The organism is Microbacterium sp. ZOR0019 (assembly GCF_000800925.1).
GTDB lineage: Bacteria > Actinomycetota > Actinomycetes > Actinomycetales > Microbacteriaceae > Microbacterium > Microbacterium aurugineum.
This window is the reverse complement of the sequence record NZ_JRKC01000026.1, coordinates 1-26,423: the sequence shown is the minus strand read 5'-3', so window position 1 is coordinate 26,423 and position 26,423 is coordinate 1. Positions and strand designations below refer to the sequence as shown.

Here is a 26,423-nt window from a genome sequence, read left to right as displayed (position 1 = left end):
CGACGGCGATGCGCTCGTCGATCGCCGTCAGCCGCGCCGCCAGGTCCGACCGCCCCTGCCCGTCGGCCGCAGTGGTCACTTCAGGAATTCGGGGATGTCGATGTCGTCGTCCGCGAAAGCCGGCTCGATGCTGGTGGTCGGCACTCGCTGCTGCACCGGCTCTGCCGGTGCCGCGTCGCTCTTCGCCTCCGGCTCCTCGTCGAGGGAGACCTCGGGGAGAGCCGTCGCCGAAGGCCGGGAGACGACCATCGGGTCCAGTCGAAGCGAAGGCTCACCACCGTCGAATCCGGCCGCGATGACGGTCACGCGCACCTCGTCGCCGAGAGTGTCGTCGATGACGGTACCGAAGATGATGTTCGCCTCGGGGTGTGCCGCTTCCTTGACGAGGTCGGCCGCGTCGTGGATCTCGAAGATGCCGAGGTTCGATCCTCCCTGGATCGAGAGCAGCACGCCGTGCGCACCCTCGATGGAGGCCTCGAGCAGCGGCGATTCGACCGCGAGCTCGGCCGCCTTGATCGCGCGATCGGCACCGCGGGCGGAGCCGATGCCCATGAGGGCGGAACCTGCGCCCTGCATGACCGACTTGACGTCGGCGAAGTCGAGGTTGATCAGACCCGGGGTCGTGATCAGGTCGGTGATGCCCTGGACACCGGCGAGGAGCACCTGGTCCGCGGTGGCGAAGGCCTCGATCATGGAGATCCCACGGTCGCTGATCTCGAGGAGACGGTCGTTCGGCACCACGATGAGGGTGTCGACCTCTTCCTTGAGCTTCGCGACGCCCGCCTCTGCCTGGCTCTGGCGACGGCGACCTTCGAACGAGAACGGCTTGGTGACGACACCGATGGTCAGCGCGCCGATGGACTTCGCGATGCGGGCCACCACGGGAGCACCACCGGTTCCGGTGCCGCCTCCCTCGCCGGCGGTCACGAAGACCATGTCCGCACCGGTCAGGGCCTGCTCGATCTCCTCGGCGTGGTCCTCCGCGGCACGGCGCCCCACCTCGGGGTCTGCTCCGGCGCCGAGACCACGCGTGAGTTCCCGACCGACGTCGAGCTTGACGTCGGCATCGCTCATGAGCAGCGCCTGGGCGTCGGTGTTGACGGCGATGAACTCGACTCCGCGGAGACCGAGATCGATCATGCGGTTGACGGCGTTGACGCCGCCACCGCCGACGCCGACGACCTTGATCACGGCGAGGTAGTTCTGGTTCTGGCTCATGGCCGGCCTCCGATTATTCGAGCCTGAAAAGGATGAACCTTAAACCTCAACTAGAGGTGTAAAGTATTTCCCGGTATTGCGTTCTCTTGATCGAAGGTAAGCGCCGCCTGGCCGCGCGCGCGCAACCACTTGGGCGTGTCGCGCCATTCCCCACGAAAGAGGTCAGCCGACGACGGCGACTTCGGGTGACGTGACGTCGATCGACCGCGCCCCGGGATGGGCGCCCATCGCCGCTGAGAGGGTCAGCGCCTTGAGACCCGAGTCCTCCGCGCTCCCCCAGACCACCGTCAGCCCACTGCTCAGCGTCAGGGTCACGTCGTCCTGGGTGGTCGCCGCGACCCCCGCCAACTGCGATCGGACATCGGCGGGCAAGGACCTCACGACGAGCCCCGCGCTGCGGAACGCGGCGGAATCGACCCCGCTGTCGATCTCGATCAGAGGCTGCCCTGCGGGCTGATCGGGCGTGGTCGAAAGCGCCACCCCCGCCGCGTCCACGAGCGTGAATCCGGCGTTCGAGCGGATCACGCCGACCGGAGTGCGTTCGACGATGCGCACCGTCAGGTCATGCGGAGGCCGCGCCTCCAGCGCATACGTCTCGATGAGAGGGAACGCCAGCAACGCGGCCTTCACCTCACTGGAATCGACCAGAGCCAGCGGCGTGCCGAGCTGATCGCTGAGCGCCGCCTCGACCGCGGAGGGATCGAGGCTGGTCGCCCCGACGACCGTGATCTTCTCGACGGCGAACAGCGGGCTGTACGCGGCCGCGATGCTCCCTCCGATCACGACGACCACGGCGGCGAGGCTGCTCCACCAGATGATCCGTCGTCGCCGAGAGTGTTGGGTGAACCGGCGGATCTCTGCGCGGAGAGCCTTGCGCCGGGCGCGCGCCGCGCGCCAGACATCCCTCGTCGAGGTCGGTTGCGGCGCATCGACCGTCGCTTCCTCCGCCGGTGCGCGCTCCTCGGCGACAGCGGGCCTCTCCTCCGCCGCGGCGCCGGGCCTCTCCTCCGCCGCGGCGCCGGGCCGACTCGGACGGCGCGTCGCCTGCGTCGCGGCGCCCTTCTCCCCCGAACTCTCCGGGGTGGACGGAAGCGGTGCGGGCCGACGCATCGGCTATGCCTCGTCGGTCCGGCGGAGGGACTCCAAGACCTGCGGGATGATCTGATACACGTTGCCGCAGCCGAGGGTCACGACGAAGTCTCCGTCGCGCGCCACGGTAGCCGTGTAGTCGGCGGCCTGTTGCCAATCCGCGACGAAGTGCACGTGCGACGGGTCGCGGAACGCGTTGCTCACCAGTTCGCCGGTGACTCCGGGGACCGGATCCTCACGCGCCCCGTAGACATCCAGCATCACCGTGTGGTCGGCGAACTCCTCGAGGACGTCGGCGAACTCCTGGTACATGTGCTGCGTGCGGGAGTAGGTGTGCGGTTGCTGGATCGCGATGACCCGCCCCGTGCCCGCGATGCTACGCATCGCCTCCAGTGCCGCCCTGACCTCGGTCGGATGGTGCGAGTAGTCGTCGTACACGGTCACGCCGCGCGCGACCCCGTGCTGTTCGAGGCGGCGAACCGTTCCCGCGAAACCTTCGACGGCGCGGACCGCGTCGACGAGGGGATACCCGAGGGCGCGCAGCACCGTGACGACGCCGGCCGCGTTGATGGCGTTGTGCACACCGGGGACGGCGAGCTGCATCCGCACCTGCTCGCCACCGTGGGTGATGGTCGCTGCGACGCCCCCGACGGTCACGAAGTCGGTGACGCGCACATCCGCATCCGCCGCTCGACCGAACGTGAGCACGTTCGGGTGGGTGATCCCGGCGCCGACTCGGAGCGCCCCGGCATCGTCGCTCGAGATCACGACGGCCTCCGAGGCGGCATTCGCGAACCGGACGAACGCGTCGTGGAAGGCCTCGTCCGAACCGTAGTGGTCCAGGTGATCGGGATCCACATTCGTGATGAGCGCGACCGCGGTGTCGTAGAGCAGGAAGGTGCCGTCCGATTCGTCTGCTTCGACGACGAACAGGTCGCCCGATCCGGTGGCGCTCGACGTTCCGAGCTGCTCGATCACACCGCCGTTGACGAAATGGGGGTCGGCCCCGAGCTCCCGCAGTGCGGTGACGATCATGCCCGTCGAGGTCGTCTTGCCGTGCGCGCCGGCGACCGACACCAGGCGACGGGACCCGATCAGCCAGTGCAGCGCCTGGGAACGGTGGATCACGTGCAGGCCACGCGCCTTCGCGGTGACGAACTCGGGGTTCTCGGGCCAGATCGCGCCGGTGTGCACGACCGTGTCGGCGTCGCCCAGGTACGCGGCATCGTGACCGACATGGACCGTGGCTCCCGCTGCGGCCAACGCCCGCAGGTTGTCGCTGTCGGCGCGGTCGCTTCCGGAGACGCGGATGCCCGCGTCGAGGAACATCTTCGCGAGCCCGCTCATGCCGGAACCGCCGATGCCGATGAAGTGCGCGGAGGTGATCGTCTCGGGAAGAGGGAGGGAGAGGTCGGGTCTGATCATGTCCGCTTCAGTCTACTTTTCGTTCGGTGGTGTCGACCGCGTCAGGCCGCATGCAGCGCGCGGTCGATCAGGGTGATCACGTTCTCCGTGCCGTTGCGCGTTCCTGCCGTCGCGGCGGCGGCCGCCATCCGGTCGATCCGCGCCTGATCGCCCAAGAGGGGCACGACGATCCGGCGTACCGCGTCGCCGTCGAAGGTGGCGTCGTCCAGGAGCTCTGCAGCACCGGCCGCCACTGCAGAGGCCGCGTTCAGTCGCTGCTCACCGTTGCCCACCGAATAGGGCACGTAGAGCGCGGGGATCCCCAGCGCGCTGATCTCGCTCACCGTCGCCGAGCCGGACCGCGACACGATCAGGTCTGCGAGCGCGAAGGCCAGGTCCATGCGATCCACGTACCGACGCAACGCGTAGCCGTCGACTCGGGGATCCGCCAGATCGCTGCGTTCGCCGGTCACATGCAGCAGCTGCCAGCCCGCTGCGAGGATGTCCTGCCAGGAATCCGCCAGAGCCTCGTTGAGGCGCTGTGCACCGAGCGAACCACCGAAGACGAGCAGCACGGGACGCTGGGCGTCGAGCCCGAAGTGCTCCGCGGCCTCCGCGCGCGCCGCCGAACGATCGAGCGCGATCACCTCGCGGCGCAGGGGCATCCCGACCACTTCGCTGCCACGGAGAGGCGTGCCCTCGAACGCGACGCCCACGGCCGCCGCGCGGCGGGCACCGAGCACGTTGGCCAGTCCGGGCTTGGCATTGGCCTCGTGCACCACGAACGGAACACCCTCGCGACGAGCGGCGACGTACGCCGGCGCCGACGCATACCCGCCGAACCCGACGACGACGTCGATGTCGTGCCGACGGATGTGCTCGCGCACTTGGGCGATCGCCCGACGGAACTTCCCGGGGAAGGCGGCCGCCTGGCGGTTCGGTCGGCGCGGGAACGGAACCTTGTCCACGATCAGCAGGTCATAGCCTCGCTCGGGCACGAGTCGCGATTCGAGCCCCTCCGCCGTGCCGAGCACGAGGACCGAGTCGTCGGGGACGCGCTCACGGAGCGCATCCGCGACGGCGAGCAGGGGATTCACATGGCCGGCGGTGCCACCGCCGGCGAGGAGATACGAGGTCACCTGGCGACCCTACCCCGCTCCGCTGACTGCTTCTCGGTCACGGGGATCGTGCGTGCGAACGCGAGCAGCACGCCGCAGGCGATCAGCACGGCGAGCAGTGCTGTGCCTCCCTGCGACATGAATGGGAGGGGGACACCCATCACGGGGAAGATGCCGATGACGACGCCGATGTTCAGGACGGCCTGACCGACGATCCACACCGTGATGCCCCCGGCCGCGACGCGGATGAAGGCATCCGGCGTCTTCCGGATGATGTGGAACGCACCGACCGTGAAGAACGTGAACAGGGCCAGGACGACGATGCAGCCGATCAGCCCGAGCTCTTCTCCGACGATGGCGAAGATGAAGTCGTTGCCCGCTGCAGGCAGCCATCCGTACTTCTCCTGGGAGTTGCCGAGCCCGAGTCCGAAGATCCCCCCGGATGCCATGCCCCAGATGCCGTGGATCGACTGATAGCAGTCGCCCTCGTACAGCGCCATGTCGTCGCACGTGGCGACGATGCGGCGCATGCGGTCCTGGCTGGACAGCGCGTAGGCGAGCACCGCGATGACGCCGAGAATCACGGGCAGGATGAACAACCGGAGCTTGACCCCGGAGAAGAACAGACACCCCAGGAGGATGAGGACCAGCACCATCGCGGTGCCGAGGTCCTTTCCGGCGAGCACGGTACCGATCGCGAGCGCACCGACCGGGATCACAGGAATGAAGACGTGATGCCAGGTGCCGAGCATCGCCTGTTTGCGCAGCAGCACCGCCGCGATCCAGAGGGCCAGGGCGAGCTTGAGGAACTCGGAGGGCTGCAGCGTGAACCCGGCGATCTGGATCCAGTTCCGGTTTCCGCCGTCCTCGATACCCAGCGGCGTGAACACGAGCAGTTGCAGAGCGACCGCGCCGAACAGTGCGGGCCACGCCATCTTCTTCAGGAACGCAACCGGCATCCGACTGACGAGGAACATCAGCGGCACACCCAGGAGGGCGAACACCCCCTGACGCAGCACACCGCCCATCGGGTCCTTGCCGCTCGCGACCGCGGAGGCACTTGTGGCAGACAGCACCATGACCAGACCGAACAGCGTCAGCAGCAGGGCGGTCGATGCGATGAGGAGGAACTCCGTCGACACCGGAGTGAACCGGCGCCCGAGGGAGACTCGGGCTGCGAGCCCGCCGGACTCAGAGCGCGGAGGGCGGGACACCTGTGTCATCGGCGCTCCCCCGGTCGATCCAGTCCTGCACCGCCTCGGCGAAGCGATGCCCGCGATCCGCATAGCCGGAGAACTGGTCGAAAGACGCCGCAGCCGGGGCCAGCAGGACTGTGCCCTCGCCGTCGACGATCCCCGACGCGATCTCCACGACACGGTTCATGACCTGACCAGTCTCGCCAGCATCCACCTCGAACACCGGCACCGTCGGCGCGTGTCGCCGGAATGCCGCGACGACGGAGGCACGTTCGACGCCGATCACGACGGCCGCACGAGCCGTGGTGCCGACCTCGGCGACGAGCTCGGCGATGTCCACGCCCTTGAGGTCGCCCCCGACGATCCACACGGCCCCCGGGTAGGCACGCAGCGACGACGCTGCTGCGTGCGGATTCGTCGCCTTGGAATCGTCGACCCAGGTGATCCCCCGGTGTCGCGCCACCACCTGGATGCGGTGGGGGTCGAGGCGGAAGGACTGGAGCGCTGCGTGGATCGCCTCCGGCTCCACACCGAGGGAGCGCGCCAACGCACTCGCTGCGAGGATGTTCTGCACGATGTGCGGAGCCGCGAGGCCCGCCTCATCGAGAGCGGCGACGGTCGTGAGCTCGAGGGCGCTGCGTGCACGGTCGTCCAGGAAAGCCCTGTCGACCAGGAGCCCCTCCACGATGCCGAGGTCGCTCGGACCCGGGATCCCGAGATCGAAGCCGATGGCGCGGGCCCCCTCGACGACCTCCGCCTCCTCCACCATGTGGCGGGTGGCCTCATCCGCCTTGTTGTAGACGCAGGCGACACGGGTGTTCCGATAGACCACGGCCTTCGCATCGCGGTACGCCTGTGCGCTGCCGTGCCAGACCAGGTGATCGTCGGCGAGATTGAGGCAGACGGCGGAGTACGGGAAAAGCTCACCCTCGGGGCGGGACTGACCGAGGTACCAGAGCTGATGGCTCGAGAGCTCGACCACCAGCACGTCGAAGCCCGCCGGGTCGCGCACGGCATCGAGCACCGGCACGCCGATGTTGCCGCACGGTGCCGCACGCTGGCCCCCCGCCACGAGGAGTGATGCGGTCAGCTGAGTCGTGGTCGTCTTGCCGTTCGTCCCGGTGATCAGTACCCAGTCGGCCGACGAACCGTCGGCACGGACGACCTTGTCGCGGACGCGCCACGCGAGCTCCACGTCGCCCCAGATCGCCACGCCCGACTCCTGTGCCCACCGGATGAGCGGGTGCGAGGGCGGGAACCCCGGCGAAGCGATGACGACCTCCGGCGCGAAATCCACCAGCACGGCGGGGACCTCGGCGAGTGGGCCGAGCTCGAGGCGCGCACCGATCACCGGAAGCAGCCGCTCGTACTCCTCCTCCGCGGATTCGCTGAGCACCAGCACGTCCGCGCCGAGCTCGGTGAGCGTATCGGCCACGGAGAAGCCGGTCATGGACAGCCCGAGAACCGCGACCCGGAGACCCCGCCAGTCGGCGTTCCAACTGGTGAGTCCGGCGAGGCGCTCAGTCGACACGGGTGAGCCATTCGACGTAGAACAGGCCGACGGCCGACACGGCGAGCAGACCGGCGATGATCCACATGCGGACGACGATCGTGACCTCGGACCAGCCGCGCATCTCGAGGTGGTGATGGAACGGGCTCATCAGGAAGAGGCGCTTGCCTCGGGTGAGTTTGAAGTAGCCCCGCTGCAGGATGACCGAACCGGACGACAGCACGAACACCCCGGCGATCACGAGGAGGAGGAGTTCGGTGCGGGTGAGGATCGCCATGGCGGTGATCACGCCACCGATGGCCATCGAGCCGACGTCACCCATGAAGACCTTCGCCTTGGGGGCGTTCCACCAGAGGAACCCGATGAGGCTCGCCGCGACCGAAGCCGCGATGATGGCGAGGTTGAAGGGATCGCGGACTTCGTAGCATCCGCCGAGCGCATCGGGGTCTCCGCCGATGCAGGGCTGCTTGAACTGCCAGAACGCGATCACGCTGTACGCACCGACGACGATGACACCGGCACCGGCGGCGAGGCCGTCCAGCCCGTCCGTCAGGTTGACGCTGTTCGACGTGGCGACGCCGATGACCGAGATCCACACCAGATAGAGGATCCAGCCGAGCACGACACCGAAGGCGAACAGGTTGAGCCAGGTGATGTCGCGGAAGAGGGAGATCGCGGAGCTCGCAGGCGTCTGCCCCCACTTGTTGGGGAAGTTGAGCGCGACGATGCCGAAGGGCACGATCACGATGAGCTGGCCGATGACCTTGCGCCAGCCCGACAGCCCGAGGCTCCGCTGGCTGCGCACCTTCATGTAGTCGTCGATGAAGCCCACGGCACCGAAGCCGACCATCAGCCAGATCACCAGGAGCGCCGAGAGGGCGGGAACCTCGCCGCTGACGAGGACGCCCGTGAAGTAGCCCACGATCGAGCCGAGGATGAAGATGACGCCGCCCATCGTGGGGGTCCCGCGCTTCGCCTCATGGCTCGGGTTGTGGACCGACTCCGGGGTACGGATGACCTGTCCCCAGCCCCACTTCCGGAAGAGCCGGAGGAAGACGGGGGTCAGGAACAGGGTGAAGGCGAGCGAGATCGCCGCCGACATGATGAGAGACCTCACGAGAACAATTCTCCCAGACGATCGCCGAGATGCCGGAGGCCCACGGAATTGGATGACTTCACGAGCACGCGATCGCCGTCGCGGAGCTCGGTGCGGAGGTACTCGTACGCCGCGTCCTGGTCGGGAAGGTGCACGGCCTCACTGTCCCAGGAGCCTTCGCCGACGGCGGCGAGATAGAGCCGCCTGGCCTCCGGTCCGACGACGACGATTCGCTGGATGTTCAGACGCACGGCGAGCAGACCGATCCGATCGTGCTCCTCCCCCGCGCTCTCGCCGAGTTCACTCATGGCCCCGAGCACGGCGACCGTCCGCTCGTCGGGACCGGTGATCTGGGCGAGGGTGCGCAGCGCCGCAGCCATCGAGTCCGGGCTGGCGTTGTAGGCGTCGTTGATGATGCGGACGCGATCGCTGCCGAGCGGTTGCATACGCCATCGTTCGGCGATCTCCACCGTCTCCAGACGCGCGACGGCGTCTGCCGGGGCGATGCCGAGGACGAGGGCGGAGGCGATCGCCGCCAGGGCATTGGTGATGTGATGTGCACCGAGCACGCGCAGTCGCAACGGGAGCCGCTCCCCGCCGACCTCGATGACGCAGGACGTGCCCGAGGCCGATACCTCGATGTCGACCGCGCGCACGTCGGCGGCGTCACTCTGCCCGAAGCCGATGACGTCCAGGCCGCGCGCGAGCGCGAGATCCTTCATCGCGGCCACTCGGGGATCGTCGATGTTGAGCACGGCCGTGCCGGGCACGCGGGCTGCCGAGACGAGCTCCGACTTCGCCTTGGCCGTCGCCTCGATCCCGCCGAACCCTCCGGCATGAGCCATGCCGACCATGAGGACCACGGCGAGATCCGGCTCCACCAGGCCCGCGAGGTGCGCGATGCTCCCCGGCGCGGCCGCACCGAACTCGCTCACGAGGAAACGGGTGCTCTTCGTCACGCGGAGCATGGTGACGGGAGCGCCGACCTCATTGTTGAACGACTTGACGGGAGCGACGGTCTCGCCCTCGTCCTCCAGGATGCGTGCGAGGAAGTTCTTGGTCGTCGTCTTGCCGTTCGACCCGGTGATGCCGACGATGCGGAGGCGCCCCTCGGCACGGACGCGAGCGACCACCTCGCGCGCGAGGGCGCCGAGGGCCACGACGGCGTCCGGCACGACGACCTGGCTGACGGGGACGTCGACGGTGTGCTCGACGATCGCCACGGCGGCCCCTGCTGCGACAGCCGCACCCACGAACCGGTGGCCGTCGGTCTCCGCGCCGGGCTTCGCGACGAACACCGAGCCGGGAGTCATCGTGCGGGAGTCGGTGTCGACGATCCCGTCGACGACGGTCTCGGTCGTGTCCTCTCCGGCCACGCGCAGTTCACCGCCGACTGCGGCGGCGATCTCAGCGAGCGTCAGGGCGATCATTTCATCTCCATGCGCGGCTCTCGCCGACTATCCGAACTTGGGAAGGAGCTCGTCCATCGGGACAGTGGACGGCATCACGCGATAGGTCTTCATCACCTGCGTCATCGCCTTCTGGAAGGCGGATGCGGTGGCCGCGGACGATACAACCTTAGTCGGCTCGTCCAGGGTGACCACGACGACGTACTGCGGATCGTCCACCGGGGCGAAGCCCACCATGCTGGTGTAGTAGACGCCGGCCTTGTAGCCGCCGTTGCCGTCGGACACCTGCGCGGTACCGGTCTTGCTGGTCACGCGGTAGCCCGGCACCTGGATGCGGTCCGCGTTGCCGCCCTGCACCGCCACGTTCTCCAGCATGCGCGTCAGCTCGGCCGCGGTCTGCTTCTCGATGATCTGCTCATGCTTCGGCGCCTCGGACTTCACGACGGTGCCGTCCTCGGCCGTGCACGATTCGACGAGGGAGAGATCGATCTTCTCCCCGCCGTTGGCGATCGCCTGGTAAGCACCGGCGAGTTGCGGCGCCGTCACCGTGAAGTACTGGCCGAACGTCGTCGTGTAGAGGGACTGGCTGTCCCAGTCGCTGACCGGATGGAGGATGCCGCCGACCTCCGAGGGGAAGTCGAGCGTCTTCTGGCCGACTCCGAACCTCGCGAGGTAGTCGTAGCGCACGTCCGGGGAGACCATGGTGCCGAACTTCGACAGCGCCACGTTCGACGAATCGATGAGCCCACCGGCGAGCGTGTAGTTGTAGGCGGGGTGACTGAATGCGTCGTTCACGACGGCTCCGTTGGGGAACGTCTCCCGCGACGACGCAGTGACCGTGCTCCGCGGCGTGAGGCCCGCGCCCTCGATGACGGCGGCGGCCGTGATCGCCTTGAACGTGGATCCCGGCTCGAAGTCCTTGTGGAAGATCTGGCTGTACCGGGTCTCCGGCGTCGAGGAGTCCAGATCGTTGGGGTCCATCGAGGGCCACTCGGCTGCCGCGCGGATCTTGCCGGTCTTGACCTCGACGACCGTGACGGTGCCACCCTTGGCGCCCTGCTTCTGCGCCTCCTCACCGATCATCTGCTGCAGATACCACTGGAGGTCGCTGTTGATGGTGAGCTCCACGGAACCGCCGTCGACGGCCTCCACCGTGCGTTCACTGCCGGGGATCACCACGCCGTTCGATCCCCTGCGGTACGACTCCTCGCCGTCGATGGGTGCGAGGCACTTCTCACTCAGCTGCTCGATCCCGGCCTGTGCCTTCCCTGATCCGTCCAGGAAGCCGAGGATGTTCCCGGCGACCGCACCGTTCGGATAGACGCGGGTCTCCCTTCCCGCCATGTGGAGGTAGGCGAGCTTCAGGTCGCGGAGTTCGATGTACTGCTCCGTGGTGAGCGAATTCTTGAGCGGTGCGTACTGACTCTGCGGGTCGTTCGCGAGCGCATCCGACACGAGGGCTCGCACGTCGTCACCGCTCTGCCCGGTGATCGCGGCGATCTTGTCGGACGCCTCGGCCCACGGCACCTGGGGATCCTTCTCCTCCAGCTGCATGATGACCTTCGGATTCAGCTGCGCGTCGTAGACCAGCACGCTCGATGCGAGCACGGTGCCCCCCGCGTCGACGATCGATCCGCGTCGGCCGGGGATCGTGTTCCCCGCGCCGATCTTGGTGAGGGATTGCGCGACGTGCTCGTCGGCGCTCACGACCTGGATGTCGATCAGGCGTACGACGAAAGCCGCCAACACGGAGAGGATGACGGCGAGGGCGACGACGGTCCGTCGCCGAGGACCGCGGGTTGCTCGTGTCGTCATGCGATCTCTCCATCGATCATTTCGTGCGGGTCAGTGCGTGGTGGGACTCGGGAGCCCGTCGGTGATGGCCGGCGGAAGGTCCGGCGTCGTCTGGGCCGTGTCGCCGTCGTCGGTCACGGTCTCCGCCGGCGGCGGTTCCACGATCAGGGCGTTGGCCACAGCCGCCGCACCGTCGGGGTTGACGGTCGAGATCCCCTCCGCGCCGGCTCCGGTGCCGAAGAGCGCTCCGTCGCTGAGCCGCAGGTATGAGGGGGAGCCGGCGACGACCATGCCGAGATCGGCAGCGCTGCTGGCGAGCACCTGCGGCGAGCTGAGGCCGGTGAGCTCTTCCTGCAACGCGTGGGACCGGAGATCCAGTTCACGCTGCTGCGAGGAGAGCGCGGCCAAGGTGAACGAATCCTGGGTGATCGCGAGCGAAAACCCCACCTGTGCCGCACCGATCGCCAGGGCCCCACCCAGGGCGACGAGCGCGTACGCGAGCTTCGGCTTGCGACGGACCGCCGGCCGTGTGACGGGCTGCAACCGCCTCTGCGTCTCGCGGGTCGGGGTGAGGGGCGTCGCGGGCTTGCGGACCACCGCGTTCAGACTCATGCGCTCTCCCGCAGTTTCTCGGCGGCGCGCAGCCGCACCGGGATCGCCCGGGGGTTGCGCGCGCGTTCGTCGTCGCCGGCGAGTTCCGCACCCTTGGTGAGGATGCGGAACCGCGGAGCATGTTCGGGCAGTTCCACCGGAAGCCCGGCCGGCGCCGTCGAGGCCGACGCCGCGGCGAGGGCCTGCTTGACGAGCCGGTCCTCGAGCGACTGGTACGACATCACCACGATGCGTCCGCCGACATCGAGCGCATCCATCGCTGACGGGATCGCGTCGGCCAGCACGTTGAGCTCGGTGTTCACCTCGATGCGCAGGGCCTGGAACACGCGCTTGGCCGGATGCCCGGCACGCTGTGCGGCAGCGGGAGTCGCCGCGATCAGGATCTCGACGAGCTCGCCGGAGCGGGTGATCGGCTGCTTCTGACGCGCCTCGATGATGAAGCGCGCGTAGCGACCGGCGAGCTTCTCCTCCCCGTACCGCTCGAAGATGCGGCGCAGGTTGCCTTCGCTGTACGTCGCGATGACATCGGCAGCGGTGACGCCCTTGGTCTGGTCCATGCGCATGTCGAGAGGAGCATCCTTCGAGTACGCGAATCCGCGCTCGGCCTCGTCGAGTTGGAGGGAGGAGACCCCGAGGTCGAAGAGGATCCCTGCCGCGCCCTGCGCGTGCAGTCCGATCTCGTCGTACACCGTGTGCACCAGCGTGACGCGGTCCCCGAATCGGGCGAGCCGCTCCCCCGCGATGCGCAACGCGTCGGTGTCGCGGTCGAGCCCGATCAGTCGGATGTTCGGAAAACGCTCGAGCAGAGCTTCGGAGTGGCCGCCCATACCGAGCGTGGCGTCCACGAGCACCGCTCCGTCCGCTTGAAGGGCGGGAGCGAGCAACTCGACGCAGCGGTCGAGCAGGACGGGGGTGTGGATGTCTCGGAGGTTCATGATCTTTCTCGGGGTGACCATCGGCTCTGATCCCCCTCCGCTTCTCGACCCGGCACCGGGGAAGTGTGTCGGGGCGGGAGCGGCGGGGCATCACAGCCGTGGTCAGAAGAGTCCCGGAATCACCTCCTGCTCGAGGTCGGAGTAGGTCTCCTCACCAGCGGCGAGGTAGGCGTTCCAGCTCTCCGCGTCCCAGATCTCGGCGTGAGCGCCGACACCGGTGACGATGAGCTCCTTCTGCAGCCCTGCGTACTGACGCAGGTGCGCGGGGATGGTGATGCGGTTCTGACTGTCGGGCATCTCCGCACTCGCACCGGAGAGGAACAGACGCATGAAGTCACGCGCCTGCTTGTTGGCGAGCGGAGCCTGGCGGATCCGCTCGTGCATCGCCTCGAACTCGGCCGTGCTGAACACGTAGAGGCACCGCTCCTGGCCGCGGGTGACGACGATGCCGCCACCGAGGTCCTCGCGGAACTTCGCAGGAAGGATGACCCGTCCTTTGTCGTCCAGCTTCGGAGAGTGCGTACCCAGCAACATCGGCCATCACCCCCTCTGCGTCCGGCCAACTCGAGGTGCGCCCCACTTTACTCCACTTTCCTCCACTTACCTACGACCAATCCGGGAAATCACGGGTCGCGAGCAAAAGAGCATGCTGAAATCCCGCGGAATTCCGCGGTGGAGCGAAGTGGAGGCTCAGTGGAGGAGCGTGGCGGCCCGCGCGTTAACGACAGAAGCCCGGATGCTCAGCATCCGGGCTTCTGTCGTGAGAAGTGTGTGGGGGTCAGTGACCGTCCTGCCGACGATCCCAGCGGTCATTCATACGGTCCATGAACGAGGCGGAATCCTGCCGCTTCGGCGCAGAGCGTTCCCGAGGCTGCGCAGGAGCCGTGCGCCGCACGGGCGTGACGGCCACGATGACACCGGCGAGCATCGCCACGAATCCGATCACGCCGACCACGATGCCCCATACGCCGCCGAGGATGACGCCGGCCACGAGGCCGCCGACACCGGCGAGGAGAAGGAGAGCACCGTAGACCAGATTTCGGTAGCTCAGTGCGCGATCGCCGGACGGCGCGCTCACGACGTCGGCATCATTGTGAAGGAGATGGCGTTCCATCTCGTCGAGCAGACGCTGCTCCTGTTCGGAGAGTGGCATTTCGTCCCCCTCGGGTATCGTGCCTCCCATTCTACGCGCGCGGAGGCGTCCGGGGCTAGCAGTTCGACGTCCCCTTGCTTTACGTATGCTGGGAGTCGTGTCGTCCTCCTCCCCCGTCCCCGGCGCGGTCGCCGCTCGCCTCGACCGCTTCCTCGCACGGATGCGCGACGAATCCGCCGACTACGGCCCGGACGCCGTCTCCTTTCTCGATGCCGCGGCCGGCACCCTCGAAGGAGGGAAGAGACTGCGCGCCCGGTTCTGCCACGCCGGCTGGCGCGCCGTCGCACGCTTCCACGAGCGTGACGCGGCAGAGACCGAGGCGCTCTGGGACGTGTGCACCGCGTTGGAGATCTTCCAATCCGCGGCTCTCGTGCACGACGATCTGATCGACAACTCCGACACCCGTCGCGGGAGGCCGGCGGCCCATCGCGCGCTCCAGACGTCGCACGACGAAGCCGGGTGGTCGGGAGATGCCGAGTCGTTCGGCCGCGCCTCCGCGATTCTTCTCGGCGACCTTCTCGTCGCCTGGAGCGACGATCTGCTCGAGGCCGCGCTGGACGACCAGCCGCACGCGCGCGCCGTGCGCTCCGAGTACGCCCGGATGCGCCGGGACGTGACCACGGGGCAGTTCCTCGACATCGCCGAGGAGTCGGCCTGGAGCGTCAACGACGGAGCCCTCCACGCCGATCGGGCGCTGCGGGTGGCATCTCTCAAGTCGGCCAGATACAGCATCGAGCAGCCGCTGGTCCTCGGCGGCGCACTCGCCGGCGCCGACGCCGATCAGCTGGACGCGCTTCGCCGTTTCGGTCACCCGATCGGGATGGCCTTCCAACTGCGCGACGACGTGCTCGGAGTGTTCGGCGACGCCTCCGTCACCGGGAAACCGGCCGGTGACGACCTTCGGGAAGGCAAGCGCACGGTTCTGATCGCTCTCACGCGGCAGGCGCTCGACACCTCAGCGAGGAATCTGCTCGACGAGATGCTCGGAGACGTCGAGCTGACACCGCAGCAGGTGACCTCCTTGCAGGCGACGATCACCGACTCGGGTGCGCTCGCTCAGGTCGAGACCATGATCGCGGACTACGCCCGGGAAGCCGACCGCGCCCTCTCGGGCGCCCGGCTCGACAACGCCGCGGTGGGCGAACTGCGTGAACTCGCACGCGCAGCGACGGTCCGGTCCGCCTGACGCGACGGACCCCTCAGGCGAGAGTGCGTGCGAGTCGACGCACGGCGCTCTTGTGCCCCGCCAGCAGTGCGTCGATCGGCGAACGCCCCAGGCTCTCCTCGTCCGCGAGCAGCCAGTCGATCAGCTCGTCGTCGGTGAAGCCCGCATCCTGGAGCACGATGATCGTTCCCCGCAAGGAGCTCAGAGGACGCCCGTCGACGATGAACACCGCAGGCACGGCGAAGGTGCCGGTGCGACGGGACCCGACCAGGTAGTGCTCGTCGATCAGACGGCGCACGCGACCGAGCGGCTCGTCGAGCACCTCGACGAGGTCGGGCATCGTCAGCCACTCGACGGCAGCGGCGGCAGGGGTTCCAGCAACGTTCTCAGACACGTTGCCCACTATCTCATCTCCGCCGGGATGCCGCATGTCGACCCATCAGCCCCATGCGTCACTTCCGTCACTTCTGTTGACTTCCGTTTACATCCGTGTCAGCGTGAAGTGCTCGAAAAAGGGGGCTCGCCTTGGGAATCAAGACCGCCACGCGTCGAACGCGCAACCTGCAGCTCGGACTGCCTGCGGCCGTCCTGGGGGCTCTGGCCGCCACGCTCACCACCACTCCCGCCGACGCCGCCTCGACGACGATGACGACGGACTTCTCGCCGATCGAGCGCCCGCGCAGCGTCCCCGTGCGCACGGCACCCGCCCAGTCCGCACCGTCGAGCCATGTCGTCCAGCCCGGTGACACCGTCTCGGCGATCGCCTCACGCTTCGGGCTCCGCACGGTCGACGTGCTGTCCTGGAACGGGCTCTCGTGGCGTTCGGTCATCTACCCGGGCCAGACCCTGACCCTGCAGGCGTCGGCCGCACCGGCCGTCGCGCCGGCGCCGGCTCGGACGGCGACCTCGACATCGCATCAGGTCGTCGCCGGCGACACCGTGTACGCGATCGCCCGGAAGTACGGCATCACCGTGGATGCCGTGCTCGCTGCGAACGGGCTGACACGCGCTTCGGTGATCTATCCGGGACAGCGCCTCGTCGTCTCCGGCTCCGCTGCGCCGCAGGCGGCCGCCGCGCCGACTGCCACGCCTGCCACTCCGCCTGCATCCGCGGCGGCCCACACCGTCGTCGCGGGTGACACCCTGTTCGGCATCGCGCAGAAGTACGGGACCACCACCCACGCGCTGTTCACCCTGAACGGACTCGGCCCGTCATCGATCATCTACCCCGGTCAGCGACTCGCCGTGCAGGCCGCCCCTGCCCCTGCGGCGTCGAGCACCGCCGCGACCGGCGGGCAGCGCTCCGCGAGCCTCACCGCCGAGCAGGCGTCGAACGCCGCCCTCATCATCCGCATCGGCCGCGAGCTCGGTGTGAGCGATCGCGCCATCGCTCTGGCACTCGCGACCGGCATGGTCGAGTCGGGACTCCGCAACCTCGATTGGGGCGACCGCGATTCACTCGGGATCTTCCAGCAACGCCCGAGCACCGGATGGGGAACGCCCGCGCAGATCATGGACGCGGACCGCAGCACGCGAGTGTTCTTCGGTGGTCAGCACGATCCGAACGGACAGGCGACGCGAGGGCTCCTCGACATCCCCGGCTGGGAGAGCATGCCGTTCACCTCGGCCGCTCAGGCCGTGCAGATCTCGGCCTATCCCGACCGATACGGCCAATGGGAGACGCAAGCTTATGCCTGGCTCGCGCTCTACGGGTGACGACATCCGGAAAACCGACACCGCCGAGAGGTGAGCCGCTCCCCTGACTTTCAGGCAGTCCTCCATAGAATTCTGACGTGACGACCAATCAGCAGGCCGACCCCCTCATCGGGCGGCTTGTCGACGGCCGCTACCGTGTGCGTGCTCGCATCGCCCGTGGCGGGATGGCGACGGTGTACGTCGCCACCGACCTTCGGCTGGAGCGGCGCATCGCCCTCAAGGTGATGCATGCGCACCTCAGCGATGACTCCGCGTTCCAGAGCCGCTTCATCCAGGAAGCCCGCGCGGCCGCCCGCCTGGCGGATCCGCACGTGGTCAACGTCTTCGACCAGGGGCAGGACGGCGAGCTCGCCTACCTCGTGATGGAGTACCTCCCCGGGATCACTCTGCGCGAGCTGCTGCGCGAGCAGAAGCGCCTCACCATCCCGCAGACCATCACAATCATGGATGCGATCCTGGCCGGGCTCTCCGCCGCGCACCGGGCCGGCATCGTGCACCGTGACGTCAAGCCGGAGAACGTGCTCCTCGCGGAGGACGGACGCATCAAGATCGGCGACTTCGGCCTCGCCAGAGCGACGACGGCGAACACGGCGACCGGACAGCAGCTGCTCGGGACCATCGCGTACCTCGCGCCTGAACTGGTCACCCGAGGCACGGCCGACGCGCGCAGCGACATCTATGCGCTCGGCATCATGCTCTACGAGATGCTCGTGGGTGAGCAGCCGTACAAGGGCGAGCAGCCGATGCAGATCGCCTTCCAGCACGCCACGGAATCCGTCCCGCGTCCGAGCGTCCGCAACCCCGCGGTGCCGGAGCAGCTCGACGAACTCGTGCTCTGGGCGACTGAGAAGTCGCCGGACGAGCGCCCGGACGACGCCCAGCAGATGCTCGAGCGTCTGCGCGAGATCGAACGCGATCTCGGCATCACCCCGATGGCTGCCCGCGCAACCGCTCCGCAGCACAGCCCCGGCGACTCCGGCGACCTCACCAAGGTGATGCCGAGCACGATGGTGATCGCGGATCCTGCCGCCCCCGTGGCCGCCCCGATCGACAACGCGACGCTCCTTCGACGGCGCGCGTCGAAACGACGCGCGCGCGGCGCCTTCCTCCTCACGCTCGTGCTGCTGCTGGCCGTGCTCGCGGGTGGCGTCGGCTGGTGGTTCGGCTCCGGCCCCGGGTCGCTCATCGCTGTGCCCAGCGTCGCCGGCAAGACCTACGACGACGCCGCGGCCGTGCTGGTGGATGCCGGCTTCGTCCCCACGCAGAAAGACGAGTTCTCCGTCGACATCGACGCCGGAACCGTGATCGAGACCGACCCCGGCGAAGGCACTCGGCTCGACAAGGGTGACGCCGTCACGGTGATCGTGTCCGCAGGCCCCGCCTCGCACGACCTCGAAAAGCTCAACGGACGAACGGAGCAAGACGCGCGCGACTATCTCGCCGGGGTCAACGTCAACGTCGACGACGAGACCCTCATCCTCTTCTCGAATGCCGACGCGGGCATCGTCATCAACGCCTACGTCACCCCGCGCGCAGGCGGTGACGCCTATGCCTGCGGCGACGGATGCACCGTCTTCGAAGACGACTCCGTGGAACTGTACGTCTCAGCGGGTGCTTTCCCCGACGTGTCCGGCATGTCGGTCGACGAGGCGACCTCGACCTTGACCGGAAAGGACCTGGTCGTCAGCGAGGAGTCCCAGTACGTCTTCAGCAACGATGTCGCCAAGGACATCGTCATCGGCGTGGCGGACCGGGCTTCCGAGGGCAACTGGCGCCCCGGAGACACGGTGCAGCTCATCGTCTCGAAGGGACCCGAGCTCTTCCCGGTCCCCGATGTCACGAACAGGACCCTGAACGAAGCGAAACAGATCCTCTCGGACAACGGCTTCACGGCCAGCTACGCGGCCTGGGGCGACCTGCCGGGGTTCGCGGAGATGGCCACGGTGACCGGCCAGGACCCGGGAGCGGACAAGTCACTGCCGCGAGGGGGCACCGTGAACCTCTCCATCCAGCTCACCGGCTGATCCCCCAGCCCACACGAGAGAGCCGCCCTCCCGAGGTTCGGGGAGGGCGGCTCTCTTCGTGACGCGAGGAGCTGATCAGCGCGTCTCGAGCTCCTCAGCCACCAGGAACGCGAGCTCCAGGGACTGCATGTGGTTCAGGCGCGGGTCGCACAGGCTCTCGTAGCGCGTCGCGAGAGCCGCCTCGTCGATCTGCTCGGATCCACCCAGGCATTCCGTGACGTCGTCGCCGGTGAGCTCGACGTGGATGCCACCCGGGAACGTCCCGACTGCGCGGTGCGCCTCGAAGAAGCCGCGCACCTCGTCGACCACGTCGTCGAAGCGACGCGTCTTGTAGCCCGTCGGGGTGGTGATGCCGTTGCCGTGCATCGGGTCCGTGACCCACAGCGGCTGCGCACCGGAATCGCGGACTGCCTCCAGCAGGGGCGGCAGGGCGTCACGGATCTTGCCCGAGCCCATCCGCGTGATGAACGTGAGTCGGCCGGGCTCGCGGTCGGGGTCGAGCTTGTCGATCAGCTGCAGCGCCGTCTCGGGCGACGTCGTCGGTCCGAGCTTCACGCCGATGGGGTTGCGGATCTTGGAGAAGTAGTCGACGTGCGCGCCGTCGAGCTCGCGGGTGCGCTCGCCGATCCAGAGGAAGTGAGCCGACGTGTTGTACGGAGTGTCCGTGCGCGAGTCGATACGCGTCATCGGTCGTTCGTAGTCCATGAGCAGGCCTTCGTGACCGGTGAAGAACTCGACGCGCTTCAGCTCGTCGAAGTCGGCGCCGGCCGCCTCCATGAACTTGATCGCGCGATCGATCTCGGCCGCCATGCGCTCGTAGCGCTGATTGGCGGGGTTCTGCGCGAAGCCCTTGTTCCACGAGTGCACTTCGCGGAGGTCGGCGAATCCACCCTGGGTGAACGCGCGGATCAGGTTCAGCGTCGACGCGGCCGTGTGGTAGCCCTGGAGCAACCGACCCGGGTCGGCCGTACGAGAGCCCTCGGTGAAGTCGTAGCCGTTGACGATGTCGCCCCGGTAGGCCGGCAACGTGACGTCGCCGCGCGTCTCGGAGTCGCTCGAGCGCGGCTTCGCGAACTGACCGGCCATGCGGCCCATCTTGACGACCGGCATCGATGCGCCGTAGGTGAGCACCACGGCCATCTGCAGCACCGTCTTGATGCGGTTGCGGATCTGCTCGGCCGTCGCGCCGGCGAAGGTCTCGGCGCAGTCGCCGCCCTGGAGCAGGAACGCCTGTCCCGAAGCCGCGCGGGCGAGCCGGTCGCGGAGGTTGTCGACCTCACCCGCGAAGACCAGCGGCGGGAGGGTTGCGATCTGGCGCGAGACGTCGGCGACGCGGTCCGCGTCGGGCCACTGCGGCTGCTGCTTGATGGGAAGCGAACGCCATGCATCAAGTGCTTCGATGTGGTGCGGGAGCATGCCTTCCAGCCTAGTGGTCGCAGGGACCACGCAGATGCGCGCGGGAGGCTATGTGACGCGGGTGGGGAGCCGGTCCTTGACCGTCGACGCGTAGACGTCTTCGTACTTCTGCTCACCGAGGCGCTGCAGGGCCACCATGATCTCGTCGGTGACGGAGCGGAGGATGTAGCGGTCGTTCTCCATCCCGGCGTAGCGGGAGAAGTCGAGAGGTTCCCCGATGACGATCCCGACGCGGACGATGCGCGGCAACCGCCGTCCGATCGGCATCGCCGTATCGGTGTCGACCATGATCACGGGGATCACCGGGACCTTGGCTTCGAGAGCCATACGGGCGATCCCCGTGCGGCCGCGGTACAGCGTGCCGTCGGGACTCCGCGTCCCCTCCGGGTAGATGCCCAGGAGGTCGCCCCCGCCGAGGACCTGGAGGCCCGTGTTCAGGGACGCCTCCGAAGCCTTGCCTCCGGAACGGTCGATCGGGATCTGTCCGGTGGCTTTCATGAAGAACTTCGTGGACCACCCCTTCAGACCCCGGCCCGTGAAGTAGTCGCTCTTGGCCAGGAACGACATCGACCGGTCGATCATGAGCGGAAGGAAGATGGAATCGGCGAAGGACAGATGGTTGCTGGCGAGGATCGCCGCACCGCTTGCGGGCACGTTCTTCCGCCCCACGATCCACGGTCGGAAGACCGCCTTGACCACGGGGCCGATCACCACGTACTTCATCAGCCAATAGAACATCGAGTGGAAGTCTAGCGCCGAGGGTCGCATCCACCCCGGTCTTCTCCGCGGCGCTTCCGCGCGCGCGACCCAGTTTCACCCCGGACGCAACTCGGTTCCATGCCCTAGACTCGAAGCCACGCCCTGCCCGACCGGTACCGAAGGAGCTGCCGTGGTCCAGTTTGAAGTCCCTGCGATCGTCCCCGCCGACCCCGATGCGAACGTCGCCGACCTCCTGGTCAAGCGCGTCGAAGCCACTCCGGATCGCGCCCTCTTCTCCGTGCCGGAGGGCGACGGCTGGCGCGACATCTCCGCCGCCGATTTCCAGACGGCTGTCGTCGCCCTGGCGAAGGGCTTCGCCGCCGCCGGGATCCAGCCCGGTGAGAAGGTCGGCTTCCTGGCGCGCACCACGTACGAGTGGACGCTCATCGACTTCGCCCTCTTCTATGCCGGCGCCGTGATGGTGCCGATCTACGAGACGAGCTCGCCCTCGCAGATCCAGTGGATCCTCGAAGACTCGGGTGCGATCGCGCTGATCGTGGAGTCCCCCGAGCACTTCGCCCGCTTCGATGAGGTCCGCGGCGACCTGCCGCTGATCCGGGAGGTCTGGCAGCTGCACCTCGGAGCGATCGACACCCTCACCGCGCAGGGTGCGTCGGTGACGGACGGAGAGATCGAGCGCCGCCGCAGCCTCGCCGTCGGATCCGACATCGCGACGCTCATCTACACCTCCGGTTCGACCGGCCGCCCGAAGGGGTGCGTGCTCACGCACAGCAACTTCGTCGAGCTCTCGCGGAACTCGGCCAAGGCCCTGGACGAGGTCGTGCAGACGCCCGGCGCGTCCACATTGCTGTTCATCACGACCGCACACGTGTTCGCCCGCTTCATCTCCATCCTCGACGTCCACGCCGGCGTCCGCACCGGACACCAGCCCGACACCCGTCAGCTGCTGCCGGCGCTCGGTTCCTTCAAGCCGACCTTCCTCCTCGCGGTCCCGCGCGTCTTCGAGAAGGTCTACAACTCCGCGGAGCAGAAGGCGGAGGCGGGCGGCAAGGGCAAGATCTTCCGCTCGGCGGCCGACGTCGCCATCGAGCATTCGAAGCTGCTCGAGCAGGGCAAGAAGATCCCGTTCGGCATGAAGCTCAAGTTCGCGCTGTTCAACAAGCTCGTCTACAGCAAGCTCCGCGAGGCGATGGGCGGCAACGTCGTGTACGCCGTCTCGGGCTCCGCTCCCCTGGGCTCGCGCCTCGGCCACTTCTTCCACAGCCTGGGCGTCGTCATCCTCGAGGGTTACGGCCTCACCGAGACGACTGCCCCGGCGACGGTCAACCTGGCCGACAAGTCGAAGATCGGCACGGTCGGCCCTGCTCTCCCGGGTGTCGGACTGCGCCTCGCCGAGGACGGTGAGATCGAGGTCCGCGGCATCAACGTCTTCAAGGAGTACTGGAACAACCCCGAGGCGACGGCCGAGGCCTTCAGTGACGGCGGCTGGTTCCACACCGGCGACATCGGCAGCTTCGACTCCGAAGGCTTCCTCACGATCACCGGGCGCAAGAAGGAGATCATCGTCACCGCCGGAGGGAAGAACGTCGCTCCCGCTGCGCTCGAGGATCCGATCCGTGCGAACCCGATCATCGGGCAGGTCGTCGTCGTCGGTGACCAGCGTCCGTTCATCTCCGCTCTGATCACGCTCGACCCGGAGATGCTTCCGACCTGGCTCGCGAACAACGGCCTCGATGCCAAGATGTCGCTGGCGGATGCATCCACGAACGCCGCCGTCCGCGCCGAGGTGCAGCGGGCGGTCGACGCCGCGAACGACCGGGTGTCGCGCGCGGAGTCGATCCGGAAGTTCACGATCCTCGACTCCGAGTGGACGGAGGCCTCCGGCCACCTCACCCCGAAGCTCTCGATCAAGCGCAACGTCATCATGAACGACTTCGCCGACGAGATCGCCGCGATCTACGACGAGCCGGTCGCCACGACCAACGTCGCCATCGGCGGCTGACACCCCGCACGAAGAAGGGCCCCGCTCGCGCGGGGCCCTTCTTCGTGCGGTCGGAGTTCAGGCCGTCAGAACCAGGCGCTCTCCCGCACCTCGCGCATGGCGACCTTGCGCGTCTCGGCGTCGAGCCTCGTCAGGAAGAGCTTGCCGTCGAGATGGTCGGTCTCGTGCTGGAGAGCCTGCGCGAGGAGTCCCTCCCCCTCGAGCACCACGGCATTGCCGTCGAGATCGATGCCCTCCACGCGCGCCCACGGATGCCGCAGTGCGTCGTGCCACAGTCCGGGTACCGAGAGGCATCCCTCGCCCGTCGGCTCCGGCTCCCCCCGCACTTCGGTGAGGACGGGATTGAGCACGTAGCCGATGTCGCCGTCGATGTTGTAGCTGAACGCACGCAGCGCGACGCCGATCTGCGGTGCGGCGACGCCGGCGCGACCCGGCAGCTCCACCGTGTCGACCAGGTCGGCCACGAGTGCGCGCACCCCCTCGTCGATCTCCTCGATCGGGGCACACACCGTGCGCAGGACGGGGTCGCCGAAGATGCGGATCTCTCGGACCGACATCAGGCGGCCCTGGCCCGCAGGCCCTCGACCAGGAGCGCCGCCAGCTCACGCGCAGCGATGCGGGTCTCCGGCAACAGGTTCGCGAAGACGATCGTCCCCCCTCCCGCGATCTGCGGGTCGTAGGGGACGCGCACGACGCTCCGCGCACGGGTGGCGAAGTGGGATTCCAGCTCGTTCAGCCGCACCAGCGGAGTCCCGGGCGTGGACTGGTTGAGGACGACGATCGCCTCACGCGCCTGCTCCTCGAAGCCGTTCGTCTCGAGCCAGGTGAGCGTCTCGGATGCCAGACGAGCCTCATCGACGCTCAATCCCGAGACGATGACGATCTGGTCCGCGAGGTCGAGCGTCGCCGACATCACGGAGTGGACGATCCCGGTGCCGGTGTCGGTCAGGACCAGCGAGTAGTAGTGGGCAGCCACGCCGGCCACATCACGGTAGTCGCTGTCGCTGAACGCCTCGGCGACGCGGGGATCGGAATCGGAGGCGAGGACATCGAGACGGGTCGCGTCACGCGCGACGATGGCGGAGATGTCGTGGTAGCCCTTGACGTCATCGTGGATCCGGACCAGATCGCGCACCGACTTGCTGTGATGCGGCCGCACGATGCGCTCGGCGAGGGTTCCTCGATCGGGGTTGGCATCGACGGCGATCACCCGGTCCTCGCGGGCGTCGGCGAGTGCCATCCCCAGCAGCGCGGTGATCGTCGTCTTGCCGACCCCGCCCTTGCGGGAGAGCACCGGGACGAAGCGTGCACCGCCCGCGAGCGGAGCCGCGATCCTCGCCGAGAGCGCCTTGCGCTCCCGCGCGCGCCTGCCGTCGCCGATGTTGATCCGACGCCCGGAGATCGTGTACAGGAAGTGACTCCACGCTCCCTCCGGTTCCGGCTTGGCCACCCGATGCGGATCGAGCAGTCTGTCGGCGGTGAGGAGATCCGCGGACTCGCGCGAGGACTCTCCCAAGTCGTCCAGACGCTTGGACGTCAGCGTCACGTCGGTGCGCGGTGTCGTGCGGGGGGACTGCGAGATGACGGTCTTCTTCTCCTCCGGAGCGGACACGGATCTGTTCTCCTTCTCGACGGATATTCGTACGGGAGCAGATGTCGACGGGGACGGCGGCGCTTCCGCGCTCGCTCGTGCGAGGAATCGTGCCGCGACGGCTGCCTCTTCGGCCTGGTCCCGGGCGTCGTCGGTGACCTCGACGACCGCAGGCGTCTCGGGGGTCTCGGGGGTCTCGGGGGTCCCGACCACGACGGCATCGATGACCTTCTCCGAAGACGGCCGCACGATTCGAGGCGCCGCGACGGCGGGGGTCTCGACCGGACGGGCGTCGGTCGCCTGCTCCTCGACGCGAGGCGGATCGATCACGAGCTCGCCGACGACCTCGCCGTCCACGACCCCGTCGTCGGCGAGGTCGTCGTCTTCGTCCTTCGGCAGCGTCACACTGACCTGCGCGGTCGCCCCGAGGATCCCGATGCCTGCCGTGTCGAGTGACGCGGCTTCGTCGAGCACCCCCAGCGGGTTATCCTCGGGGTCCGTGGTGTTCTTCGGTGTCACGATGTCGCTCCCAGCCTGTGCGGGCCCCGGGTACGCACATCGTGCGCTGGCCTCGCCCGCACAAGATTAGTGCGCCGGACGGATCACGACCAAAAGATCTCCGGCATCCACCTGCTGCGTCTCGGCGATCGCCTGACGTTCGATGACGCCGTCCACGGGGGCCGTGATGGCCGCCTCCATCTTCATCGCCTCGATGGATGCGACGGGTTCGCCGGCGCGGACGGTGGCGCCCACCTCGGCCTTCAGCGTGACCACCCCGGAGAAGGGCGCCGCGACCTGGCCGGGCACGGAGGTGTCCGCCTTCTCGACCTCGTGCACGTCCACGACGATCGACCGATCCCTCACAAAGACGGGCCGGAGCTGCCCGTTGAGGGTCGTCATCACGGTGCGCATCCCCTTGTCGTCTGCATCCCCGATGGCTTCGAGACCCACGTAGAGCTGGACGCCGCGATCGATCTCGATCAGGTGCTCCTGCCCGGCCACGAGCCCGTACAGGTAGTCGGCCGTGTCGAGCACGGAGAGGTCTCCGAACAACTCCCGCCGCTCCGCGAACTCGGCGCTCGGACCGGGGAACAGCAGGGTGTTCAGCCGTGCACGGCGTTCGGCACTGGTCCCGGCGAGTGCGGCCTCATCGTCAGCACTGATCTCGGTGAGGCCGACGCGCACCGTGCGTCCGGCGAGCACCTTGCTGCGGAACGGCTCGGGCCATCCACCCGGAAGGTCGCCGAGTTCGCCC

Annotated in this window: 23 protein-coding genes; 4 read left to right on the top strand and 19 right to left on the bottom strand. The window is 68.1% G+C overall.

The annotated features are described in order from the left end of the window. Positions 1-75: 75 nt before the first annotated feature. The 13 genes from ftsZ to L978_RS07645 all read right to left on the bottom strand — a co-directional run bounded on the left by ftsZ (position 76) and on the right by L978_RS07645 (position 14,534). The gene (gene ftsZ, locus L978_RS07705; protein ID WP_047522013.1) at positions 76-1,218 is read right to left on the bottom strand and encodes a cell division protein FtsZ; all 1,143 of its coding nucleotides are present in this window, start codon (positions 1,216-1,218) and stop codon (positions 76-78) included. Between the two features lie 162 nt (positions 1,219-1,380). Beyond that, positions 1,381-2,328, bottom strand: a complete 948-nt coding sequence (locus L978_RS07700) for an FtsQ-type POTRA domain-containing protein (RefSeq protein ID WP_047522010.1) — start codon at positions 2,326-2,328, stop codon at positions 1,381-1,383. A 3-nt stretch (positions 2,329-2,331) separates the two neighbouring features. After that, positions 2,332-3,732, bottom strand: coding sequence for a UDP-N-acetylmuramate--L-alanine ligase (gene murC, locus L978_RS07695; RefSeq protein WP_047522008.1), 1,401 nt, complete (start codon positions 3,730-3,732; stop codon positions 2,332-2,334). Between the two features lie 41 nt (positions 3,733-3,773). Beyond that, the gene (locus L978_RS07690) at positions 3,774-4,850 is read right to left on the bottom strand and encodes a UDP-N-acetylglucosamine--N-acetylmuramyl-(pentapeptide) pyrophosphoryl-undecaprenol N-acetylglucosamine transferase (protein ID WP_047522006.1); all 1,077 of its coding nucleotides are present in this window, start codon (positions 4,848-4,850) and stop codon (positions 3,774-3,776) included. Further along, complete coding sequence (gene ftsW, locus L978_RS07685; RefSeq protein ID WP_047522004.1) at positions 4,847-6,052, bottom strand: putative lipid II flippase FtsW; 1,206 nt, start codon at positions 6,050-6,052, stop codon at positions 4,847-4,849. Before ftsW ends, L978_RS07690 begins: the two co-directional genes overlap by 4 nt. After that, positions 6,021-7,556, bottom strand: a complete 1,536-nt coding sequence (gene murD / locus L978_RS07680) for a UDP-N-acetylmuramoyl-L-alanine--D-glutamate ligase (RefSeq protein ID WP_047522002.1) — start codon at positions 7,554-7,556, stop codon at positions 6,021-6,023. The genes ftsW and murD overlap by 32 nt, the downstream gene beginning before the upstream one ends. Next, positions 7,546-8,652, bottom strand: coding sequence for a phospho-N-acetylmuramoyl-pentapeptide-transferase (gene mraY / locus L978_RS07675; protein WP_047522001.1), 1,107 nt, complete (start codon positions 8,650-8,652; stop codon positions 7,546-7,548). Before mraY ends, murD begins: the two co-directional genes overlap by 11 nt. Next, entirely contained in the window at positions 8,649-10,061 is a 1,413-nt protein-coding gene (locus tag L978_RS07670) for a UDP-N-acetylmuramoyl-tripeptide--D-alanyl-D-alanine ligase (protein ID WP_047521999.1), read from the bottom strand. Before L978_RS07670 ends, mraY begins: the two co-directional genes overlap by 4 nt. Before the next feature lie 27 nt (positions 10,062-10,088). Then, positions 10,089-11,855: a peptidoglycan D,D-transpeptidase FtsI family protein gene (locus L978_RS07665; protein WP_047521997.1), complete on the bottom strand. Its 1,767-nt coding sequence runs from the start codon at positions 11,853-11,855 to the stop codon at positions 10,089-10,091. Between the two features lie 30 nt (positions 11,856-11,885). Next, entirely contained in the window at positions 11,886-12,446 is a 561-nt protein-coding gene (locus L978_RS07660) for a hypothetical protein (protein WP_047521995.1), read from the bottom strand. Then, complete coding sequence (rsmH, locus tag L978_RS07655; protein ID WP_197055631.1) at positions 12,443-13,381, bottom strand: 16S rRNA (cytosine(1402)-N(4))-methyltransferase RsmH; 939 nt, start codon at positions 13,379-13,381, stop codon at positions 12,443-12,445. Before rsmH ends, L978_RS07660 begins: the two co-directional genes overlap by 4 nt. 102 nt (positions 13,382-13,483) lie before the next feature. Next, positions 13,484-13,915 carry a division/cell wall cluster transcriptional repressor MraZ gene (gene mraZ / locus L978_RS07650; RefSeq protein ID WP_017830220.1) on the bottom strand — a complete coding sequence of 144 codons (432 nt, stop codon included), beginning with the start codon at positions 13,913-13,915 and terminating at the stop codon, positions 13,484-13,486. A 244-nt stretch (positions 13,916-14,159) separates the two neighbouring features. After that, positions 14,160-14,534, bottom strand: coding sequence for a DUF3040 domain-containing protein (locus L978_RS07645; protein ID WP_047521991.1), 375 nt, complete (start codon positions 14,532-14,534; stop codon positions 14,160-14,162). A gap of 97 nt (positions 14,535-14,631) precedes the next feature. On the opposite strand from L978_RS07645, the gene L978_RS07640 reads away from it, so the two are divergent. After that, on the top strand, positions 14,632-15,720 hold the full coding sequence (locus L978_RS07640) for a polyprenyl synthetase family protein (protein WP_047522022.1): 1,089 nt from the start codon (positions 14,632-14,634) through the stop codon (positions 15,718-15,720). Positions 15,721-15,733: 13 nt separating this feature from the next. Here L978_RS07640 and L978_RS07635 read toward each other — a convergent pair whose 3' ends face one another. After that, the gene (locus tag L978_RS07635) at positions 15,734-16,102 is read right to left on the bottom strand and encodes an Rv2175c family DNA-binding protein (RefSeq protein WP_323131586.1); all 369 of its coding nucleotides are present in this window, start codon (positions 16,100-16,102) and stop codon (positions 15,734-15,736) included. A 122-nt stretch (positions 16,103-16,224) separates the two neighbouring features. Here L978_RS07635 and L978_RS07630 point away from each other — a divergent pair, with 122 nt between their 5' ends. Both L978_RS07630 and pknB read left to right on the top strand, forming a co-directional pair. Then, the gene (locus L978_RS07630; RefSeq protein WP_197055630.1) at positions 16,225-17,415 is read left to right on the top strand and encodes a LysM peptidoglycan-binding domain-containing protein; all 1,191 of its coding nucleotides are present in this window, start codon (positions 16,225-16,227) and stop codon (positions 17,413-17,415) included. Between the two features lie 77 nt (positions 17,416-17,492). Beyond that, complete coding sequence (gene pknB / locus L978_RS07625; RefSeq protein ID WP_047521989.1) at positions 17,493-19,439, top strand: Stk1 family PASTA domain-containing Ser/Thr kinase; 1,947 nt, start codon at positions 17,493-17,495, stop codon at positions 19,437-19,439. Between the two features lie 75 nt (positions 19,440-19,514). Here pknB and L978_RS07620 read toward each other — a convergent pair whose 3' ends face one another. Together L978_RS07620 and L978_RS07615 are read right to left on the bottom strand one after the other, a co-directional pair. Next, positions 19,515-20,855, bottom strand: a complete 1,341-nt coding sequence (locus tag L978_RS07620; RefSeq protein WP_047521987.1) for a class II 3-deoxy-7-phosphoheptulonate synthase — start codon at positions 20,853-20,855, stop codon at positions 19,515-19,517. A 48-nt stretch (positions 20,856-20,903) separates the two neighbouring features. Then, entirely contained in the window at positions 20,904-21,593 is a 690-nt protein-coding gene (locus L978_RS07615) for a lysophospholipid acyltransferase family protein (protein WP_052193411.1), read from the bottom strand. A 151-nt stretch (positions 21,594-21,744) separates the two neighbouring features. On the opposite strand from L978_RS07615, the gene L978_RS07610 reads away from it, so the two are divergent. After that, the gene (locus L978_RS07610; protein ID WP_047521985.1) at positions 21,745-23,577 is read left to right on the top strand and encodes an AMP-dependent synthetase/ligase; all 1,833 of its coding nucleotides are present in this window, start codon (positions 21,745-21,747) and stop codon (positions 23,575-23,577) included. Between the two features lie 65 nt (positions 23,578-23,642). Here L978_RS07610 and L978_RS07605 read toward each other — a convergent pair whose 3' ends face one another. The 3 genes from L978_RS07605 to L978_RS07595 form a co-directional block, all read right to left on the bottom strand. Continuing rightward, on the bottom strand, positions 23,643-24,134 hold the full coding sequence (locus tag L978_RS07605) for a peptide deformylase (RefSeq protein WP_047521983.1): 492 nt from the start codon (positions 24,132-24,134) through the stop codon (positions 23,643-23,645). Further along, a complete protein-coding gene (locus L978_RS07600) occupies positions 24,134-25,687 on the bottom strand; it encodes a MinD/ParA family ATP-binding protein (protein ID WP_047521981.1) in 1,554 nt (517 codons plus the stop codon). The genes L978_RS07605 and L978_RS07600 overlap by 1 nt, the downstream gene beginning before the upstream one ends. 66 nt (positions 25,688-25,753) lie before the next feature. After that, on the bottom strand, positions 25,754-26,423 hold a 670-nt coding region (locus L978_RS07595; RefSeq protein ID WP_047521978.1), incomplete at its 5' end, for a biotin/lipoyl-containing protein.

Excerpts from the sequence above, each read along its gene's own strand:
- L978_RS07645 (WP_047521991.1), bottom strand. The coding sequence starts at position 14,534 with ATGCCACTCTCCGAACAGGAGCAGCGTCTGCTCGACGAGATGGAACGC.
- ftsW (WP_047522004.1), bottom strand. The coding sequence starts at position 6,052 with ATGACACAGGTGTCCCGCCCTCCGCGCTCTGAGTCCGGCGGGCTCGCA.
- rsmH (WP_197055631.1), bottom strand. The coding sequence starts at position 13,381 with ATGAACCTCCGAGACATCCACACCCCCGTCCTGCTCGACCGCTGCGTC.
- murC (WP_047522008.1), bottom strand. The coding sequence starts at position 3,732 with ATGATCAGACCCGACCTCTCCCTCCCTCTTCCCGAGACGATCACCTCC.
- L978_RS07670 (WP_047521999.1), bottom strand. The coding sequence starts at position 10,061 with ATGATCGCCCTGACGCTCGCTGAGATCGCCGCCGCAGTCGGCGGTGAA.
- L978_RS07660 (WP_047521995.1), bottom strand. The coding sequence starts at position 12,446 with ATGAGTCTGAACGCGGTGGTCCGCAAGCCCGCGACGCCCCTCACCCCG.
- mraZ (WP_017830220.1), bottom strand. The coding sequence starts at position 13,915 with ATGTTGCTGGGTACGCACTCTCCGAAGCTGGACGACAAAGGACGGGTC.
- L978_RS07615 (WP_052193411.1), bottom strand. The coding sequence starts at position 21,593 with ATGTTCTATTGGCTGATGAAGTACGTGGTGATCGGCCCCGTGGTCAAG.
- L978_RS07700 (WP_047522010.1), bottom strand. The coding sequence starts at position 2,328 with ATGCGTCGGCCCGCACCGCTTCCGTCCACCCCGGAGAGTTCGGGGGAG.
- L978_RS07620 (WP_047521987.1), bottom strand. The coding sequence starts at position 20,855 with ATGCTCCCGCACCACATCGAAGCACTTGATGCATGGCGTTCGCTTCCC.
- L978_RS07665 (WP_047521997.1), bottom strand. The coding sequence starts at position 11,855 with ATGACGACACGAGCAACCCGCGGTCCTCGGCGACGGACCGTCGTCGCC.
- L978_RS07605 (WP_047521983.1), bottom strand. The coding sequence starts at position 24,134 with ATGTCGGTCCGAGAGATCCGCATCTTCGGCGACCCCGTCCTGCGCACG.
- ftsZ (WP_047522013.1), bottom strand. The coding sequence starts at position 1,218 with ATGAGCCAGAACCAGAACTACCTCGCCGTGATCAAGGTCGTCGGCGTC.